A 16,076-nucleotide genomic window follows, 5' to 3' on the forward strand; every position below is an offset into this window, starting at 1 on the left:
GATGACTGTGGGTGTGGTAGTCGTGACTCAGGGGAATGGGCTGGGGCTTTACGGAGGGGATCGGCCTGTGATCAGCACCGCTGAGTTCTTCGGCGAACTACTTCGGCATTTCCGCGAGTCGGCGTTGCTCACCCAGGAGGCCCTCGCCCGGGAGATCCACTGCGATCGGTCCCTCGTGGCCAGAGTCGAGGCGGGGACGCGGGTGCCGCGCGAGACGTTCGCCAAGAGCTGCGACGAGGCCCTCGGTTCGGGCGGTGCGCTGGCGCGGCTGTGGGGCAAGGTCGACTGGTACACGCAGGTGGAGCATCCCGACTGGTTCAAGCGCAGGGCAGAGATGGACGCGAAGGCCATCGCCGTGCGGGAGTACCAGGAGCGGGTCGTACCAGGCCTGTTGCAGACAGAGGAGTACGCGCGGTCACTGTTCTCCCGCCGCTTCGCCGGCACCGACCTGGAGCAGAGGGTCCGGGCAAGGTTAAGCCGCCAGCAGCGCTTCCTGGCTCACGGCGGCCCGCTCTACCTCGTGGTCCTGGACGAGAGCTGTCTGCGCAACGCGCTGGAGAGTCCCGCCGTCATGCGGGACCAGTGCGCGCACCTTCTGGAGGCTGGACGGCGGCCCAACATCCGCATCCAGGTGGCGCCTTCGGACTCGTACGGCCTGGCCCGGCCGAGCGGCTCCATGTCGCTCATCAGGCTGCCCGACGGGAGCGAGTGGGTCTACTCGGAGTCACTGGACCGTGGCCATTTCGACGGCGATCCGACCGTCTACACGCAGCACATGCAGACCTATGATGTGCTCAGGGCGGACGCCCCGTCAGCTCCTGAGTCCGTTGCTCTGATCAGCGACGCGATGGAAGGGTACGAGCAGCATGAACAGCTACGAACTCGGCGCGGCCAGCTGGAAGAAGAGCAGCTACAGCGACGCGAACGGCGGCAACTGCCTAGAATTCGCCCCCGAGTTCGGCTCCGTCGTCCCCGTCCGGGACAGCAAGAACCCTGACGGACCGGTCCTGATGATCGGCTCCTCCGCCTGGGCCGCGTTCACTTCCGCTCTGCGCTGACCGATCTCCAGATACGTTCCGGCAAGATCCGCGCCGCCTCGTCCAGGTCCACGTCGTCCAGGCCGGACAGCCAGCGGCGGGCCGTGGCGACGATCGGGCCGAGGACCAGGGACTCCATGAGGGACTGGGGCAGCGGCTCCACCTCCCCCGAGTCGACGTGCTGCTGGATCCACAGGCCGAAGGCCGAGACGCGGGCCTCCTGGGAGTCGCGCAACTCCTTTGCCGCGCCCATGTTCTGCTGGTCCGCGCGCGAGGAGTGCAGCAGCAGCGACGCGGCGGGGTGCTCCTGTATGAAGGCCAGATAGGCACGTGTCACCGCCTCGATGCCCGAGCGGGCGGTGCGTGTCTGCTGAAGGGCCCCGGCCAGTTCGCCCAGCAGCCGACCCAGCCAGCGCTGCGTGAGCGCGCCCACGAGCCCGTCGATGCTGCCGAAGTGGTGGTACAGGCTGCCGAGGCTGACCCCGCTGGCCTTGGTGATCGCGCTCACGGTGAGTCCCTGCTCGCCGGACTCGGCGTACACCCGCAGCGCCGCCTCCAGCAGCAGTTCGACGGTGGCCTCGCCGCGTTGTTGCTTGGGACTCATGCGAGGAAGCGTAGGTCAGATTCCGTTTCTGAAGTGAATTTCTAGAAAAGGCCTCCAATTCGCGGCCGCCCTGATCCACACTGAGCCGCATGTCCCAGATACCGCACCAGCCGCCGCCCGGTGGCGGAGCGCCCCAGCAGAAGCCGAACCCCGCGGGCTGTCTCGTCGCCCTGGCGGTCGTCGGCGCGCTCGTGCTCGCCGTAGGGCTGCTGATCGACAGGTCGGACGACGGCGACAGCGCCGACTCGGCGAACTCCACGGCCAGTTCGTCGCCGTACGACACCTACGAGCCGTACGACCCGTCGACCGAGGACCCGTACACCTCCGACCCGTACACGTCGGATCCGTACGAGACCGACGACCCGTACGCCACTGACGACCCCTACGGCGACTCCTACGACGACCCCTACGGTTCCGAGCCCACCGAGAGCGAGGAGCCCGACCCGTTCACCACCGGCACCTGCCTCAACGGACAGCTGCCCGACTCCACGACCGCGCAGAGCGTCGACGTGGACGAGGTCGACTGCTCGGCGTCCGACGCGCACTACCAGGTGATCGAGACCATCCCCTTCACCTCGGACATGAGCCGCTGCGAGGGCAACCCGCGCACCCAGTACGCCTACAGCTACCGCTACACCCTCAACGGCACCGCCATCAACGAGTACGTGTATTGCCTGGTCGGCCTGGGGGCCTACGCCCGATAGACCACGGCCGACCCGACGGGCAGGGGCCGGACGGGCGCGGGGGACCCGTCCGGCCCCGGGCCCATACTGGTGCCGTCACCGCGGGAGGACATGGCATGAGGGTTCTGGACACGGAGACGGCCCGGACGTGGCTCGGGACGGCGCTCGACGAGGCGCGCGCCGGGCTGGCCGAGGGCGGTCTGCCCATCGGGGCCGCGCTCTACGGGCCCGCCGGGGAACTGCTCGGCCGGGGGCACAACCGGCGGGTGCAGGACGGCGACCCGTCGCTGCACGCGGAGACGGCGGCGTTCCGCGCGGCCGGGCGGCAGCGGTCGTACCGCGGGACGACGATGGTGACGACCCTGTCGCCCTGCTGGTACTGCTCGGGGCTGGTGCGGCAGTTCGGGATCTCGCGGGTCGTGATCGGCGAGGCCGAGACGTTCCACGGCGGTCACGACTGGCTGGCCGGGCTCGGCGTGGAGATCGTGCTGCTGGACGACCCCGAGTGCGCCGCGCTGATGCGGGACTTCGTCGACAGGCACCCGGAGCTGTGGCAGGAGGACATCGGGGAGCCGCCCGCCTGAACCGGGGCCAGGGCCGCGTCACACCAGGATATCGAGCAGGCGTTCGAAGCGGGTGCGCCAGCGCTGTTCCGTCTCGCCCTCGCCCTGGAACTCGTGGGTGAAGCGCAGCACGCTGGCGTCCTCGCCCTCGCGCTCCAGGTGGAAGCGGATGCGGCCGCCGTCCTCGACGGTGTACTCGGCGATCCGGTCCACGTCCCAGGCGGTGACCCGGCCGGGGCCCAGCCCGCCCAGTACGACCTCGCCGCCGAGCCGCGGCTCCAGGACCTCGGCCGGGGCCAGCCAGCCGGACAGCCCCTCCGCCGTGGCGACCGCGGGCCAGACGGTCTCCATGGGCCCGGGAAGGCGTACCAGGAAGTGCAGGATGTGGGTGTTCCCGTGGGTCTGGCTGGTGCCCGCCTCGATGGAACCGGTCATGAGACCAGACTGACCCCGCACGACGTGATGCGCACGCCCTGCGGGGCCGGGACCGGGAGGGGCCGGGCTCAGAAGCCCACGGCCCCCAGGGCGCTCAGGCCCACGTCGGCGTAGGAGTGCTTGCCGGAGACGAAGATGTTGACGCCGTAGTAGTTGAACAGCCAGCAGGCGAAGGCGATCAGGGCCAGATAGGCCGCCTTGCGGCCCTTCCAGCCGGCCGTGGCGCGGGCGTGCAGATAGCCGGCGTAGGCGACCCAGGTGATGAAGGACCAGGTCTCCTTGGGGTCCCAGCCCCAGTAGCGGCCCCAGGCGTCACCGGCCCAGATGGCACCCGCGATGATCGTGAAGGTCCACAGCGGGAAGACGGCCGCGTTGACGCGGTAGGAGAACTTGTCCAGGGAGGCGGCGGCGGGCAGCCGGTCCAGGACGGAGCTCGCGAAGCGGCCGGGCTTTCCGCCGGTCGCCAGCTTGTTCTCGAAGGAGTCCTTGAACAGGTACAGGACCGTGGAGACCGCGCCGAGGTAGAACACCGCACCGCAGAAGATCGCCGTCGAGACGTGGATGTACAGCCAGTACGAGTGCAGGGCGGGAACCAGCTGGTCGCTCTCGGTGTACAGGACCGTGACGGCGAGCCCGAGGTCGAGCAGGACCGAGGTGATCAGGAAGAGACCGATCCAGCGCACGTTCTTCTTCAGCGCCAGCAGCAGGACGTAGACGCCCACCGCCACCGTGGAGAAGGTGATGTTGAACTCGTACATGTTGCCCCACGGCGCCCGCTCCACCGAGAAGGCCCGGGTGAGCACACCGCCGAACTCCACGAGGAACGCGAGCACGGTGAGGGAGACGGCGATCCGCCCGTAGAGGTCGCCCTGCTCGTCACCGCCGTGCGCGCCCGGACCGTCGGGCACGTCACGGGTGCCGGCCGCGGCGCGGACCGTCACCTTGGGGCGCTCCAGCACCGTGGTGCCGCCGCCCGCCTTGTTCACGGTGACCGCCGGGGCGTTCGCCTTCGACGCGGTCTGCGCGGTGAGCGCGGCGGCCGTACGGCCGACCTTGCTGCGGCTGCCGAAGAGCCATTCGGCGATGTACGCGAAGAAGGCCAGGGTGTAGACGGCCATCGAGGAGTAGATCAGCGTGTTGCTGATGTTCGCGAGGTTCTCGTTGGTCGCGGCGGCCAGATCGCTCGCGGCGGCGAAGTTCACGGCTTGTCAGCCCCTTCGGCAGATACGACGTGCGGGTCGGGGGTGGACGAGGGGTCGTCCTCGGGGTCGGTTGCGGACTCGGGCGCGCCCGGCGCCCGCTCGTACAGGGCCGCCGCGAGGTCGCCGAGCTCCTCGGGCAGCTTCGCCGACTCGCTGCGGCCGAGGCCGGCCATCTCGACGACCGTGACGCCGTCGTCGCCGGTGGTGGCCCGCACCCAGACGCGGCGGCGCTGGATGAACAGGGACCCGGCGAGGCCCGCGATCGCGGCGACGGAACCGGCCAGCGCCCAGCCGCCGCCCGGCTCCTGCACGATCTGGAACCCGGCCCATTCCCGGGTCTCCTTCTCGTACGTGATCGTGCCGGCGCCGTTCGGGAGCTCGAGGGTGTCGCCGGGGCGCAGCTGCTTCTTCAGCAGCTTGCCCTTGGCGTCCTTGAACTCCTTCATGTGCGTCTTGTCCAGCTGGTACACGTTCTTCGGGATGCCGGAGTTCACGCCGAGGTCGCCGTGGTAGGCGTTCACGGCCATCATCGGGCTGATCAGCGCGGGGAACTGGGAGACCATCGAGCCCTTGGCGTACGTCGGCAGGAACCAGAGCTGGAAGCCGAGCTGTTCGCTCCTGCCCCGGGCGTCCTTGTAGCCGTCCATGACCCGGACGACGCCGGAGGAGGTGACGTTGCCGTCCTGCGGGAGCAGGGGCACGGCGTCCTGGAAGACGATCTCGCCCTTGCCGTCGCGCACCGTCATGACGGGGGCGTAGCCGTGGCTGACCAGGTAGGCCTTGGCGTCGCCGATCTGCAGCGGCTCGTTGACCTCGACGGTGGTCCTGCGCTCCTTGCCGTCGGCGCCCTCGCTGTAGGTGAGGTCGGCCTCGTAGGTGCGGGGGGTGCCGCGGTTGGGGCCGGAGGGCTCGTAGGTGCCGGTGAAGCGGTTCAGGCTGAAGCTGAAGGGCTCCAGGTCGTCGTTCTCGAAGAGGTTGCCGGACTTGAAGTCGTCGTACTGCGAGAGCGTGTTGGCGAAGCCGGCGCCCTCGACGATCAGCTTGTTGCCCTCGGACTTGAACAGCTGGCCCCACGCGAAGGCGACCAGCATCACGATCAGGGCGACGTGGAAGGCGAGGTTGCCGGCCTCCCGCAGATAGCCCTTCTCGGCGGCTACGGCGTCGCCCACGGTGTGCGCGCGGAAGCGGCGGCGCCTCAGCAGGGCGAGCGCGGCCTCGCGGACCTCCTCGGGCGCGGCCGTGGTGCGCCAGGTGGTGTGCGCGGGCAGCCGGGTCAGACGGCGGGGCGCGCCCGGCGGTCGGCCGCGGAGCTGGCCGACGAACTGCCAGGTGCGCGGGACGATGCAGCCGATGAGGGAGACGAACAGCAGGATGTAGATCGCGGAGAACCACACCGAGCTGTAGACGTTGAAGAGGCCGAGCTTGTCGTAGACCGGCGCGAGGCCGGTGTGCCGCCGGCGGAAGTCCTCGACCTGGGTGATGTCGACACCGGTCTGCGGGATGAGCGAGCCGGGGATCGCGGCGAGCGAGAGCAGCAGCAGGAGCAGGAGCGCGACCCGCATGGAGGTCAGCTGGCGCCAGAACCAGCGGGCCCAGCCGATCACGCCGAGGGCGGGCAGGTTCGGTGCCTCCTCCTCGGGCGCGGTGGACAGCTGGGAGCCGGCGGCGCCGAGGTCCTGGTCCTCGGGGGCGCTGGATGTCGTCTTGCTCATGGATCAGATCCCCACAACGAATCCGTTGGACCAGTTCTGCATCTCGCGCACGAGACTGTCCCACGCCCCGGTCAGCAGCAGCACACCCGTGACGATCATCATCGTGCCGCCGGCCCGCATGACCCAGACGTAGTGGCGCTTGACCCAGCCGAAGGCACCTAGGGCCTTGCGGAAGGCGACGGCGGCGAGCACGAACGGCAGGCCGAGGCCCAGGCAGTAGGCGACGGTCAGTATGGCACCGCGCCCGGCGCTGGCCTGCTCCATGGCGAGGGTCTGCACGGAGGCGAGGGTCGGGCCGATGCAGGGCGTCCAGCCGATGCCGAACAGCGCGCCGAGCACCGGGGCGCCGACCAGGCCGGTCGCGGGGCGCCGGTGGAAGCGGAACTCCCGCTGGGTGAGCCAGGGCATCAGGCCCATGAAGAACACGCCCATGAGGATCATGAGCACGCCCAGCACCTTGGACAGCGTCTGCTGGTGCTCGCGCAGGGTGTAGCCGAAGTAGCCGAACAGCGCGCCGCCGGAGACGAACACGACCGTGAAGCCGAGCACGAACAGGGACGCGCCCGCGACCATCCGGCCGCGCCGGGCCTCGGCCAGGTCGGTGCCGCTGACCCCGGTGACGTAGGAGAGGTAGCCGGGGACGAGCGGCAGGACGCAGGGGGAGAAGAAGGAGACGAGGCCGCCGAGGACCGCGAGCGGCAGCGCCAGCAGCAGCGCGCCGTGCAGCACGGTGGCGTTCTGGCCGCCCGCCTCGGCCAGGGTGGACAGCGCGGTCACGTTACTTCTTCTCCGCGATGACCGGCTTGATCATGCCGAGCAGCTTCTCCGCGCTGAGTTCCTGGAGCGCGCGGGCCGCGATCCTGCCTTCGCGGTCGATGACGATCGTCGAGGGGACGAGCTGCGGGTTGAGCGTGCCCTTCTTGAAGCGGAGCATCAGCTTGCCGTCCGGGTCGTACAGGCTGGGGTAGGTGATGCCCCATTCCTTCTCGAAGGCGAGCGCGGGGATGGTGCTGGTGTCGCGGGTGTTGATGCCGACGAACTCGACGCCCTGCGACTTGACGTCGTTGTAGACCTTCGCGAAGTGCTTCGCCTCGATCCGGCAGGGGCCGCACCAGGAGCCCCACACGTTCACGACGAGGACCTTGCCCTTGTAGTCGGCCGTGCTGAGCGGCTTGCCGTCGAGGGTCTCGCCGTCGAGCACCGGCGCCTCGCCGCGCTCACCCTGCTTGGCGGTCGCGATGCCGTCGTTGCCGGTGACGAAGTTGGTGTCACCGCCGCCGCCGGACGTTCCCCCGGACGTGCACGCGGACAGTGCCAGCGCGGTGACGACGGCACCGGCGGCGAGCAGGGTGGTACGGCTGGCGGCACTCATGTGAAAAGTTTCGCATGTCCGTTCCGGGGATCTTGCGCACCCCCCTCGCGGGGACGAAACCGCATTTCACGGCCCCTTTCGCGGCCCGTTTCGCAGCCCGTTCCGCGGCCCGTCTCACAGGGCCTTGAAGCCCCCCGCGGGCGCCTGTCCGACACCGAGCGTGCGCAGCTTGTCGAGGACCTCGGGCCGCTGCACGTCCAGCCAGTCGGTGAACTGCCTGAAGGACACCATCCGCACGTCACCGCCCTGGTCCGCGGCGCGCGCGATGTGCTCGATCGCCTGCTCGACGGCGTCCATGTAGATGCCGCCGTTCCACTGCTCGAAGTGGTTGCCGACGAAGAAGGGTGCCCGGTTCGTCTCGTACGCCCGCTGGAAGCCGGATATGTACGCCCCCGCCGCCTGCTCGCGCCAGGCCGGGTAGTTGTGCGCCGGGGCGTTGGTGGAGGCCAGCGACTGGTTGGCGAGCATGTTGTAGTCCATCGACAGGACCTCGAACCCGCGGCCCGGGAAGGGCACCTGCTGGAGCGGCAGGTCCCAGATGCCCTGCTTCTTCGCCGGCCAGACCTGGAGGCCGCCGGGCGAGGAGGCGTCGTAGCGCCAGCCCAGCTCGCGGGCGACGGGCAGCAGGTTGTCCTGGCCGAGCAGACAGGGGGTGCGGCCGCCGACGAGTTCCTTGTCGTAGTCGAAGGGCAGGGAGGGCAGGTCGGTCCAGCCGCTGTTGGTGCGCCACTGCTTGACGAAGGACTTCGCCTGGTCGATCTCGCTGCGCCACTGCGCGCCGGTCCAGTGCGCGACGGAGCCGCCGCCCTCGCCGCAGAAGTGACCGTTGAAGTGCGTGCCGATCTCGTGGCCCTCCAGCCAGGCCCGGCGCAGACCGGCGAGCGTCGCCTTGATGTGGTCGTCGGTGAGGTAGCCGATGTCGGAGGCGCCGCGCGGGTTGTTCGGCGGGTCGTACAGGCGCTGCTTCGACTCGGGCAGCAGATAGAGCCCGGAGAGGAAGAAGGTCATGGACGCGCCGTGCTCCCGGGCGAGGTCCAGGAAGCGCGGGAAGAGGCCGTTGCCGACCTCGCCCGCGCCGTCCCAGGAGAAGACGACGAACTGCGGCGGGGTCTCGCCGGGCTCCAGCGGGACGGGCCGGGGCGGCTGGTGGGGCTGCCTGCCGGTGAAGGCGGTGGAGCCGTCGCCGATGGGGCGGGCGGTGGGTGACGGGCCGCCGGACGGCTTGCCCGACGGTCCGCCGGAACGGTTCTTCCCGGAACCGGATCCCGGGCTCGGTCCGTCGGAGGAGGTGAGGCTGCCGCACCCGGCCAGTCCGACGGTGGCGGCGACGCCCGCGCCGAGTCCGAGTGCTCCCCTGCGAGTGACAGTGCGCATCGCGCGCCCCCCGTTCGTGGCCTTCTCTCGTGGTCAATCACAGAGAGGGCGCCACGAACGGGGAGGTTCCCGCCGGAATTCGCCGGTTGCGTAACAGACCGCCTCATCACGCGACTCGGGCCGCGGGTGTCGCACGGTGCCCCCGCGGACGGGGACCGCGGCGTACGCGGGCCGCGACGGACGGGGGCCGCGGGCGACGGGGATTGCCGTACCGTTCCTACGCCCCGAAGGCCTTGTCCTTGCCGTGCACCGGCTTGGCGCCGGCCCGCAGATGCGCGGGGACGAGATCGAGGGCCGGCTCGGTGTAGCCGACGGACACGATCCGGTCGCCCTCGTAGGTGAAGGACGTCAGCGAGGCGAGGGTGCACTGTCGGCGGCGCGGGTCGTGCCACAGCCGCCGCTTCTCGGCGTAGGAGCGCACGATCCAGATCGGCAGCTGATGGCTGACCAGCACCGCCTCGTGGCCGCGCGCGGCGTCCTTGGCGGCGTCCAGCGCGCCCATCATGCGCACGACCTGGTCGACGTACGGCTCGCCCCAGGACGGCCGGAACGGGTTGACCAGGTGCTTCCAGTTGCCCGGCCGCTTCAGCGCGCCGTCGCCGACACCGAAGGTCTTGCCCTGGAAGACGTTGTCCGCCTCGATCAGCCGGCTGTCCGTTGCGAGGTCGAGGCCGTGCGCCTTGGCGATCGGCGTCGCGGTCTCCTGCGCCCGCTCCAGCGGGGACGAGCAGACGTACGTCACGTCCCGCTCGGCGAGGTGCTCGGCGACCCGGTCGGCCATCCGGCGGCCCAGCTCGGAGAGGTGGTAGCCGGGCAGCCGGCCGTAGAGCACGCCGTCGGGGTTGGCGACCTCGCCGTGCCGCATCAGGTGGACGACGGTGATGTCACGGGTGCCGTTGCCGTCGACGCTCATGCGCTCGCCTCCGCCGCCGCGCGGGCCGCCGCCGGGAGGGCCTCGGCGATCCGGTCGAGGGCGCGCTCGTCGTGCGCGGTGGACACGAACCAGGACTCGAAGGACGAGGGTGGCAGATAGACGCCCTGAGCGAGCATCGAGTGGAAGAACGCGTTGAAGCGGAACGACTCCTGGCGCCGGGCGTCGTCGTAGTCGCGCACCTCACGGTCGGTGAAGAACACCGAGAACATGTTGGAGGCGGTCTGGAGCCGGTGGGCGACGCCCTCCTTGGCGAGCGCCTCGGTGACCAGCGCCTGGATCTTCGCCGACACGGCGTTCACGGTGTCGTACGCCGCGTCGTCGAGCAGCCGCAGCTGGGCGAGGCCGGCGGCGGTGGCGACGGGGTTACCGGAGAGGGTGCCGGCCTGGTAGACGGGCCCGGCGGGGGCGAGGTGGGCCATGACGTCGGCGCGGCCGCCGAAGGCCGCGGCGGGGAAGCCGCCGCCCATGACCTTGCCGAAGGTCATCAGGTCGGGCACGACGCCCTCGACACCGAACCACCCGGCGCGGCTCGTGCGGAACCCGGTCATGACCTCGTCGGAGACGAACAGCGCGCCGTTCTTCTCGCACGCGTCCTTCAGGCCCTGGTTGAAGCCGGGCAGCGGCGGGACGACGCCCATGTTGCCGGGGGCGGCCTCGGTGATCACACAGGCGATCTCGCCGGGGTGCCGGTGGAAGGCCTCCTGCACGGCCTCCAGGTCGTTGTACGGCAGCACGATCGTGTCGCCGGCCTGGGCGCCCGTGACGCCGGGCGTGTCGGGCAGCGCGAAGGTGGCGACGCCGGAGCCGGCCGCGGCCAGCAGCGAGTCGACGTGGCCGTGGTAGCAGCCGGCGAACTTGATGACCTTGGCCCGCCGGGTGAACCCGCGCGCGAGGCGGATGGCCGACATGGTGGCCTCGGTGCCGCTGGAGACCAGGCGGACCTGCTCCAGGGGCGCGATCCGCGCGACCATCTCCTCGGCGAGCGCGACCTCGCCCTCACCGGGCGTGCCGAAGGAGGTACCGCGGGCGACGGCGGCCTGCACGGCGGCGACGACCTCGGGGCGGGAGTGGCCGAGGATCATCGGGCCCCAGGAGCAGACCAGGTCGACGTACTCGCGCCCGTCGGCGTCCGTCAGATAGGGGCCGGTGCCCGAGACCATGAACCGGGGCGTGCCGCCCACCGCCCGGAAGGCGCGCACCGGGGAGTTCACTCCACCCGGGGTGACGGCCGCCGCACGGTCGAACAGCGCCTGCGAGACGGGTGCTTCGTATGGATATGGCAGTTCGCTCATGACCTGCGACTTCTCCGACTTCTCGGACTCCGGTGGGCAGTGACCCGTTCAGGGTAGGCCGCGGGGGACGTCGATCGATCCTCCACCGCTCGTGAAAGCATCTGCGAAACTGAGAGCTGACACACACACGTCATACGGGCGAGGGTGGCCAGAGGCTGCGAAGATCCTGCGGACAGGAGTTCCCGCCGCACGTTTCGGCGGGCGGCCGTGGGGGAGGTCACTGACACGATGATCGGGTTGCGCGGCGGGGGCCACGCGTCCTAGAAAAGCAGTCGGGTGGAGATATGCATCGCGGTGGCGGACTGGGCGAGGGGACGGACGATCTGGGTCCTCGACGTGCCCGGCGGGGCAAGCACCGGCGCGAAGCGGACGAGACCGGCGAAGCACGTCAGGCACATGGTGGACCGAGTGAGCCCGAGAGCGCCGACCGGCGCCGGGAGCGCCGCGCGGATCCGCTGCGGGCCGAAAGCAGGAATGGTGGTCGGGTGGGGGTGACGTACAAGTACTTCGGCGCGCCGGACGGCGCGACCGCGGCCCGTGTCCCGATCTCGATGCGTCCCGAGGAGCTCGGCGGCGACGAGCTCGGGATGAACGGCATGTTCACCAAGATCAAGCCCGAGACGATGGCCGCGATGGTCCTCACGGGTATCGAGGGCGTCCCCCTGCACAAGGTCCCCCCGCTGGAGCTCGTCGTCCTCCACCCCGACTACGCCGTCGTCAAGCTCCCCATGACCGTCGTCGACCCGCTGCGCGACATAGGCGAGGAGGCCGTCGGCGCGGCCGCCTTCATCTGGTCCACGGTCCCCGACCGCGGCGGCCCCCGCGACGCCTTCGACGTCTACCAGCTGCTGCACGAGTGGCAGGACTTCTCGCACCGGTTGCATGAGGCGGGGCATCAGCCTTATTGCCTTGTGTGGCCGTGACCTGGGGTTCTGGCACGACCCCTGAACGCGGCCGGACACCACCGCCCAAGGGGCGCGGGGAACTGCGCGAACAAGCATCACCGACCCGCACCCGACAGCACCGCACAGGCCCCCCCACAGGGGCGCGCGGAACTGCGCAACCCCCCAAACCCTTGCACCCGCCAGGCCGCCGCCTGGACCTGGACCCTCCAGACCGTCCGCCACACGGTCGTCTTCACCGCCACGATCCTGTCCCTGGCGGCCACCCTCCCCCTGACCTGAACCCACACCGGACCCACCCGGACCACAGCGCTCGGCCCCCGGGCCACAGACCTGGGGGCCGAGGGCTGTCGTGGCGGGACTCAGCCCACCGAGGACCGTTCCGCGACCGGGGCCCGCCGCTGCGCCGGCTGTTCCAGGTGCGCCACGACCGAGGCGTGGAAGCGGTTGACCGCGTCGTCGACGCTGCGGATGAAGCCGGACTCGGCGTTCCCGCGAGTGCTGCCCATGCCCTTGAACAGGGAGAGCCGGAAGCCGGTGATCTGCACGCCGCTCTTCGGCAGCATGTCGCCCGGCTCCGGACGCAGCCGTTCCAGGGTTCCCCGCGGCCCGCCGGCCTCACCCTCGACCAGCGTCTCGACATGAAGGTCGGCGGGGGCCTCGGACAGCCGCCGCACGAGCCTCTTCGCCCAGGTGAGGGGGTAGCCCTGCTCCGGCGCCGGGATCTCCACGGAGGTACGGAGCCTTCCGGTGCGCAGGTCCGCCGTGATGGCGAGCACGCCGGGCGTGCCCTCGATGCGCAGCTCCGCCTGGAGCTTGCCGTCGAGACAGAGCTGGTCGGCCAGGAGCGTACGGCGGGCGCCGGGGTCTGTTCCGCGTCTGGCGCGCTGCACGGGCAGCACCCGCTGCCCGAGTTCGCCACCGAGCCCGAGACAGACCTGACGGATGAGCCGCTCCCAGCTCTCCACGACCTCGAGGGCACGCGGGTCCCCCTGGCACAGCGTCTCGTCGTCGATGCCGTTGCGCACGGGCACCCAGGCCGGTCCCATGTTCTGGAAACCGTGGCATCCGGAGTTCTCGTGCTGGAGATAGTGCAGCAGCTCCTGGAGCAGCCAGGCGTGCGCCATGTTGCCCACGCCGTCGTGCCGGATGAGCATCTGCGCCTGGTGCGCCACTTCCGCCCATGACAGGTGCCAGAGCGCCACCTTGTGCTTGCGCCGCCCGTCGACCTTGACGTCGACCAGCGGGCTGCCTTCCAGCGCCACGTCGTTCGACAGCGTGATGACCGCTTCGTAGCCGCGGCGCGCGGCGATGTCCATGTACGCCTGCACCTGGTCGGCCTTGAGCGCGTTGCCGTTGGTCTTGGTCTCGACCAGCGCCGTCCACAGCTTCCCGGCGCGTTCCACACGGATCACACCGTCGGGCCGGCGCGGACTGTCCCCGTGCGGCAGCGAGACCTCGGTGTACGTCTCCATGCGGCCGGCCGGCGCCCCGAACGCCGCGGTGAGTCTCCTGCCGAACTCCGGGACCTGCGTCATCACCGACAGCAGCACCGAGGTGGCCCGTGTCTCGCGGTCCCGGTCGCTCTTGAGCGCGGAGACCGGAAAGAGCCTGGCTTCCTTCCAGGAGTCGTTCTCCGCCAGGGATTTCCTGGCCTCCCTGGGCAGGGTGATCTTCTTCTTGGCGGTGCGGGGGCGCGCGGGCGTCTTCTTCGGCACCGCCTCGTCCTGGGGCGGCCGGGGAGCCGGAACGGCCTCCAGCGGCGCACGGGAGCCGGCGGGTGCCCGGGGCGCCTGCGCCGTGGGCTCGTCGACCGCCTCGGCGGCCAGCGCCTCCTCGGCGGCCGCGTCGTCGTCGATGTCCACGCCGAAGTCCGTGGCCAGACCGGCCAGTCCGGTGGCATAGCCCTGCCCCACGGCCCGCAGCTTCCACTGGCCGTCGCGCCGGTAGAGCTCACCGAAGATGAACGCGCTCACCGAGCCGGCGTCGGCGATCTCGAACCGGAGCAGGCCGTCGCCGGCACCGTCGGCCAACGTCAGCTGCAGATCGTCCAGTTCACCGAAGTGGGCGTCGCCGTACCGGCTCGCGGCCACCACGATCCGCTCGACGCCGTCGGGGATCGCGGTCAGGTCGAAGCTGATCCGGTCCTGATTGCCGCTTCCGGTGGGCGTCTTGCCCAGGAGCTGCACACTGCCGTCCGGTGCGACCGGGTGGTTGTAGAAGTAGAAGTCGGCGTCGCTGCGCACCTTGCCGTCGGCGTCCAGCAGCAGGACCGAGACATCCGCGTCGCCCTCACCCGTCGGACTGGTCCAGCCCAGACTCACGATGACGGAGTCGACGCTCTCGCTGAGGGTCGCCAGACCGACGTTGGCACCCTTGACTAGTTCGTACATATCGCCCCCCACTGGCGCATGTCGGACACGGACGACCCGCCCCCGGACATCCGTCGAAACGCGGTGTGACGCGTCGCACACTCAGCGCACCCGAAACTTTAGTACTCGACGAACCCGGCCTCGGGGCGGTCCGCGAAAACACCGAGGGGGCGGACCGCGGACGCCTCGGCGCCCAGGGGGACGTCGGAGACGCACCGCCCCCTCACCGCACCCCCCGCACCGTGAACCCGATCACCGAGCCGCCGCCCTCGCGGGTGTAGGCGAACGGGGCGCCGCCGTGGGTCAGGGCGATCTCGCGGACGATCGAGAGGCCGAGGCCCGAGCCGGGGAGGGCGCGGGCGTCGGCCGCGCGGTAGAAGCGGTCGAAGACGCGGGCGAGGTCGTCGTCGGTGATGCCGGGGCCGCGGTCGAGGACCTCGACGCGGACGGGTGAGCCGGGGCCGCCGCCGATGCGGATCTCGATGGGCGAGGTGCCGCCGCGGTCGAACTTGGCCGCGTTCTCCACGAGGTTGGAGACCGCGCGGGTCAACTGCGCGGCACGCCCCTCGGTGACCGTCGTGCCGCTCGCGGCGACCAGGATCTCGCGCCCGGTGCGGCGGCGGGCGAGGGCCGCGACCTCCTCGGCGACGTCGAAGAGGTCCACCTGCTGCGGCGGCTCGCTGTCGGACTGCCCGGCCGCGAGGTCGACCAACTCGTTGACCAGATCGGTCAGTTCGCGCGCCTCCTCGCCGAGGTCGGCGACCAGCTCCTCACGGGCCTCGGCGGGCAGTTCGTCCATCCGCTTCAGCAGCGAGATGTTCGTCCGCAGCGAGGTCAGCGGCGTCCGCAGCTCATGGCCCGCGTCCTGCACCAGCCGCCGCTGGTCCTCCTCCGACTGCGCGAGCCGGCCCAGCATCCGGTCGAAGGCCCGCCCGAGCCGCCCGACCTCGTCGCTGCCGGACACCGGCACCTGGATGCCGAGCCGCCGCGTGCGGGCCACGGCCTCCGCGGCCGAGGTGAGGACGACCAGACGCCGGGTGATCCGCCAGGCCAGCCACCAGCCGAACAGCCCCGCGCCCAGCACCACCGCGCCCACCAGCACGAGCGTGCGCTGCTGCAGCACCCGCAGCAGATCCTCGGTGTCGCCGAACTGCTGCCCGACCTGCACCGCCCCCCGGCCGCCGCCGAGCGCCACGGTCGCCACCCGGTAGACGTCGCCCTCCACCCGGACGTCCCGGTGCACCACCACCCGCCCGGCCGCCGGCGCGGCGGCGACCAGCCGGTCGTCACCGACGACCGGCAGACCGGGGCTGCCCTCGTCGAAGACCGACCCGTCCGGCCCGAGCACCTGCACATCCGTGCGCGCGGGCCGGACCAGGTCGTGGCCCGGCGCCGAGGAGAAGTCGGCCGGGTTCATCGGAGCACGCCGCACCTCGGCCTGTACGTCCCGCACGACCTCGTCGAACACCGTCTGCTGGTCCACCCGCACCAGCCGGGCCGCGGCGCTGTACGACAGGAAGCCGACCAGCACGGTCACCCCCGCGGTCACCGCCGCGAAGGACATCGCGAACGTGGTGCGCAGCGACACCAGCCG

Annotated in this window: 15 protein-coding genes and 1 pseudogene; 5 read left to right on the plus strand and 11 right to left on the minus strand. The window is 70.8% G+C overall.

Annotation, left to right across the window (positions count from 1 at the left end; all coding sequences use genetic code 11):
* The first annotated feature begins 67 nt into the window (after positions 1–67).
* Entirely contained in the window at positions 68–997 is a 930-nt protein-coding gene (locus tag ACZ6SQ_RS29610) for a helix-turn-helix domain-containing protein (protein WP_469567387.1), read from the plus strand.
* Positions 951–1,058: pseudogene (locus tag ACZ6SQ_RS29615) on the plus strand (DUF397 domain-containing protein); the annotation flags it as partial. The gene ACZ6SQ_RS29610 and the pseudogene ACZ6SQ_RS29615, both read left to right, overlap by 47 nt.
* Here the strand turns inward: ACZ6SQ_RS29615 and ACZ6SQ_RS29620 are convergent.
* Positions 1,039–1,641 (minus strand): TetR/AcrR family transcriptional regulator, encoded by a 603-nt coding sequence (locus tag ACZ6SQ_RS29620; protein ID WP_469567390.1) that lies wholly within the window; start codon positions 1,639–1,641, stop codon positions 1,039–1,041. The pseudogene ACZ6SQ_RS29615 and the gene ACZ6SQ_RS29620 sit on opposite strands and share 20 nt — an antisense overlap.
* Positions 1,642–1,730: 89 nt before the next feature.
* Between ACZ6SQ_RS29620 and ACZ6SQ_RS29625 the strand changes: the two genes are divergently transcribed.
* On the plus strand, positions 1,731–2,345 hold the full coding sequence (locus ACZ6SQ_RS29625; RefSeq protein WP_469567393.1) for an LppU/SCO3897 family protein: 615 nt from the start codon (positions 1,731–1,733) through the stop codon (positions 2,343–2,345).
* Positions 2,346–2,440: 95 nt separating this feature from the next.
* Complete coding sequence (locus ACZ6SQ_RS29630) at positions 2,441–2,908, plus strand: nucleoside deaminase (RefSeq protein ID WP_469567395.1); 468 nt, start codon at positions 2,441–2,443, stop codon at positions 2,906–2,908.
* 18 nt (positions 2,909–2,926) lie between these two features.
* Here ACZ6SQ_RS29630 and ACZ6SQ_RS29635 read toward each other — a convergent pair whose 3' ends face one another.
* From ACZ6SQ_RS29635 to hemL, 8 genes are all read right to left on the minus strand, one after another.
* A complete protein-coding gene (locus tag ACZ6SQ_RS29635; RefSeq protein WP_469567398.1) occupies positions 2,927–3,322 on the minus strand; it encodes an SRPBCC family protein in 396 nt (131 codons plus the stop codon).
* Between the two features lie 68 nt (positions 3,323–3,390).
* Positions 3,391–4,524: a c-type cytochrome biogenesis protein CcsB gene (ccsB, locus tag ACZ6SQ_RS29640; RefSeq protein WP_469567401.1), complete on the minus strand. Its 1,134-nt coding sequence runs from the start codon at positions 4,522–4,524 to the stop codon at positions 3,391–3,393.
* Positions 4,521–6,236 carry a cytochrome c biogenesis protein ResB gene (gene resB / locus ACZ6SQ_RS29645; RefSeq protein ID WP_469567403.1) on the minus strand — a complete coding sequence of 572 codons (1,716 nt, stop codon included), beginning with the start codon at positions 6,234–6,236 and terminating at the stop codon, positions 4,521–4,523. Before resB ends, ccsB begins: the two co-directional genes overlap by 4 nt.
* A 3-nt stretch (positions 6,237–6,239) precedes the next feature.
* On the minus strand, positions 6,240–7,013 hold the full coding sequence (locus ACZ6SQ_RS29650; protein ID WP_469567405.1) for a cytochrome c biogenesis CcdA family protein: 774 nt from the start codon (positions 7,011–7,013) through the stop codon (positions 6,240–6,242).
* 1 nt (position 7,014) lies between these two features.
* Positions 7,015–7,608: a TlpA family protein disulfide reductase gene (locus ACZ6SQ_RS29655; RefSeq protein WP_469567407.1), complete on the minus strand. Its 594-nt coding sequence runs from the start codon at positions 7,606–7,608 to the stop codon at positions 7,015–7,017.
* Positions 7,609–7,722: 114 nt separating this feature from the next.
* Positions 7,723–8,982 carry a polysaccharide deacetylase family protein gene (locus ACZ6SQ_RS29660; protein ID WP_469567409.1) on the minus strand — a complete coding sequence of 420 codons (1,260 nt, stop codon included), beginning with the start codon at positions 8,980–8,982 and terminating at the stop codon, positions 7,723–7,725.
* A gap of 217 nt (positions 8,983–9,199) precedes the next feature.
* Positions 9,200–9,895: a histidine phosphatase family protein gene (locus tag ACZ6SQ_RS29665; protein ID WP_469567411.1), complete on the minus strand. Its 696-nt coding sequence runs from the start codon at positions 9,893–9,895 to the stop codon at positions 9,200–9,202.
* Positions 9,892–11,208, minus strand: a complete 1,317-nt coding sequence (gene hemL, locus ACZ6SQ_RS29670; RefSeq protein WP_469567413.1) for a glutamate-1-semialdehyde 2,1-aminomutase — start codon at positions 11,206–11,208, stop codon at positions 9,892–9,894. Before hemL ends, ACZ6SQ_RS29665 begins: the two co-directional genes overlap by 4 nt.
* Before the next feature lie 284 nt (positions 11,209–11,492).
* On the opposite strand from hemL, the gene ACZ6SQ_RS29675 reads away from it, so the two are divergent.
* Positions 11,493–12,131, plus strand: coding sequence for a hypothetical protein (locus ACZ6SQ_RS29675; RefSeq protein WP_386380518.1), 639 nt, complete (start codon positions 11,493–11,495; stop codon positions 12,129–12,131).
* A 341-nt stretch (positions 12,132–12,472) separates the two neighbouring features.
* Here ACZ6SQ_RS29675 and ACZ6SQ_RS29680 read toward each other — a convergent pair whose 3' ends face one another.
* Complete coding sequence (locus tag ACZ6SQ_RS29680; RefSeq protein WP_469567414.1) at positions 12,473–14,503, minus strand: TerD family protein; 2,031 nt, start codon at positions 14,501–14,503, stop codon at positions 12,473–12,475.
* Positions 14,504–14,705: 202 nt separating this feature from the next.
* Positions 14,706–16,046, minus strand: coding sequence for a HAMP domain-containing sensor histidine kinase (locus ACZ6SQ_RS29685; protein WP_469567454.1), 1,341 nt, complete (start codon positions 16,044–16,046; stop codon positions 14,706–14,708).
* Positions 16,047–16,076: the final 30 nt, after the last annotated feature.

It is taken from the genome of Streptomyces sp. NPDC048600, assembly GCF_055587025.1.

Bases quoted from the DNA above. Each gene is read 5' to 3' on its own strand.
- ACZ6SQ_RS29675 (WP_386380518.1), top strand. From the start codon at position 11,493: ATGCATCGCGGTGGCGGACTGGGCGAGGGGACGGACGATCTGGGTCCT.
- ACZ6SQ_RS29660 (WP_469567409.1), bottom strand. From the start codon at position 8,982: ATGCGCACTGTCACTCGCAGGGGAGCACTCGGACTCGGCGCGGGCGTC.
- ACZ6SQ_RS29620 (WP_469567390.1), bottom strand. From the start codon at position 1,641: ATGAGTCCCAAGCAACAACGCGGCGAGGCCACCGTCGAACTGCTGCTG.
- ACZ6SQ_RS29665 (WP_469567411.1), bottom strand. From the start codon at position 9,895: ATGAGCGTCGACGGCAACGGCACCCGTGACATCACCGTCGTCCACCTG.
- ACZ6SQ_RS29680 (WP_469567414.1), bottom strand. From the start codon at position 14,503: ATGTACGAACTAGTCAAGGGTGCCAACGTCGGTCTGGCGACCCTCAGC.
- resB (WP_469567403.1), bottom strand. From the start codon at position 6,236: ATGAGCAAGACGACATCCAGCGCCCCCGAGGACCAGGACCTCGGCGCC.
- ACZ6SQ_RS29625 (WP_469567393.1), top strand. From the start codon at position 1,731: ATGTCCCAGATACCGCACCAGCCGCCGCCCGGTGGCGGAGCGCCCCAG.
- ACZ6SQ_RS29685 (WP_469567454.1), bottom strand. From the start codon at position 16,046: ATGTCCTTCGCGGCGGTGACCGCGGGGGTGACCGTGCTGGTCGGCTTC.
- ACZ6SQ_RS29655 (WP_469567407.1), bottom strand. From the start codon at position 7,608: ATGAGTGCCGCCAGCCGTACCACCCTGCTCGCCGCCGGTGCCGTCGTC.
- ACZ6SQ_RS29630 (WP_469567395.1), top strand. From the start codon at position 2,441: ATGAGGGTTCTGGACACGGAGACGGCCCGGACGTGGCTCGGGACGGCG.
- ACZ6SQ_RS29635 (WP_469567398.1), bottom strand. From the start codon at position 3,322: ATGACCGGTTCCATCGAGGCGGGCACCAGCCAGACCCACGGGAACACC.
- hemL (WP_469567413.1), bottom strand. From the start codon at position 11,208: ATGAGCGAACTGCCATATCCATACGAAGCACCCGTCTCGCAGGCGCTG.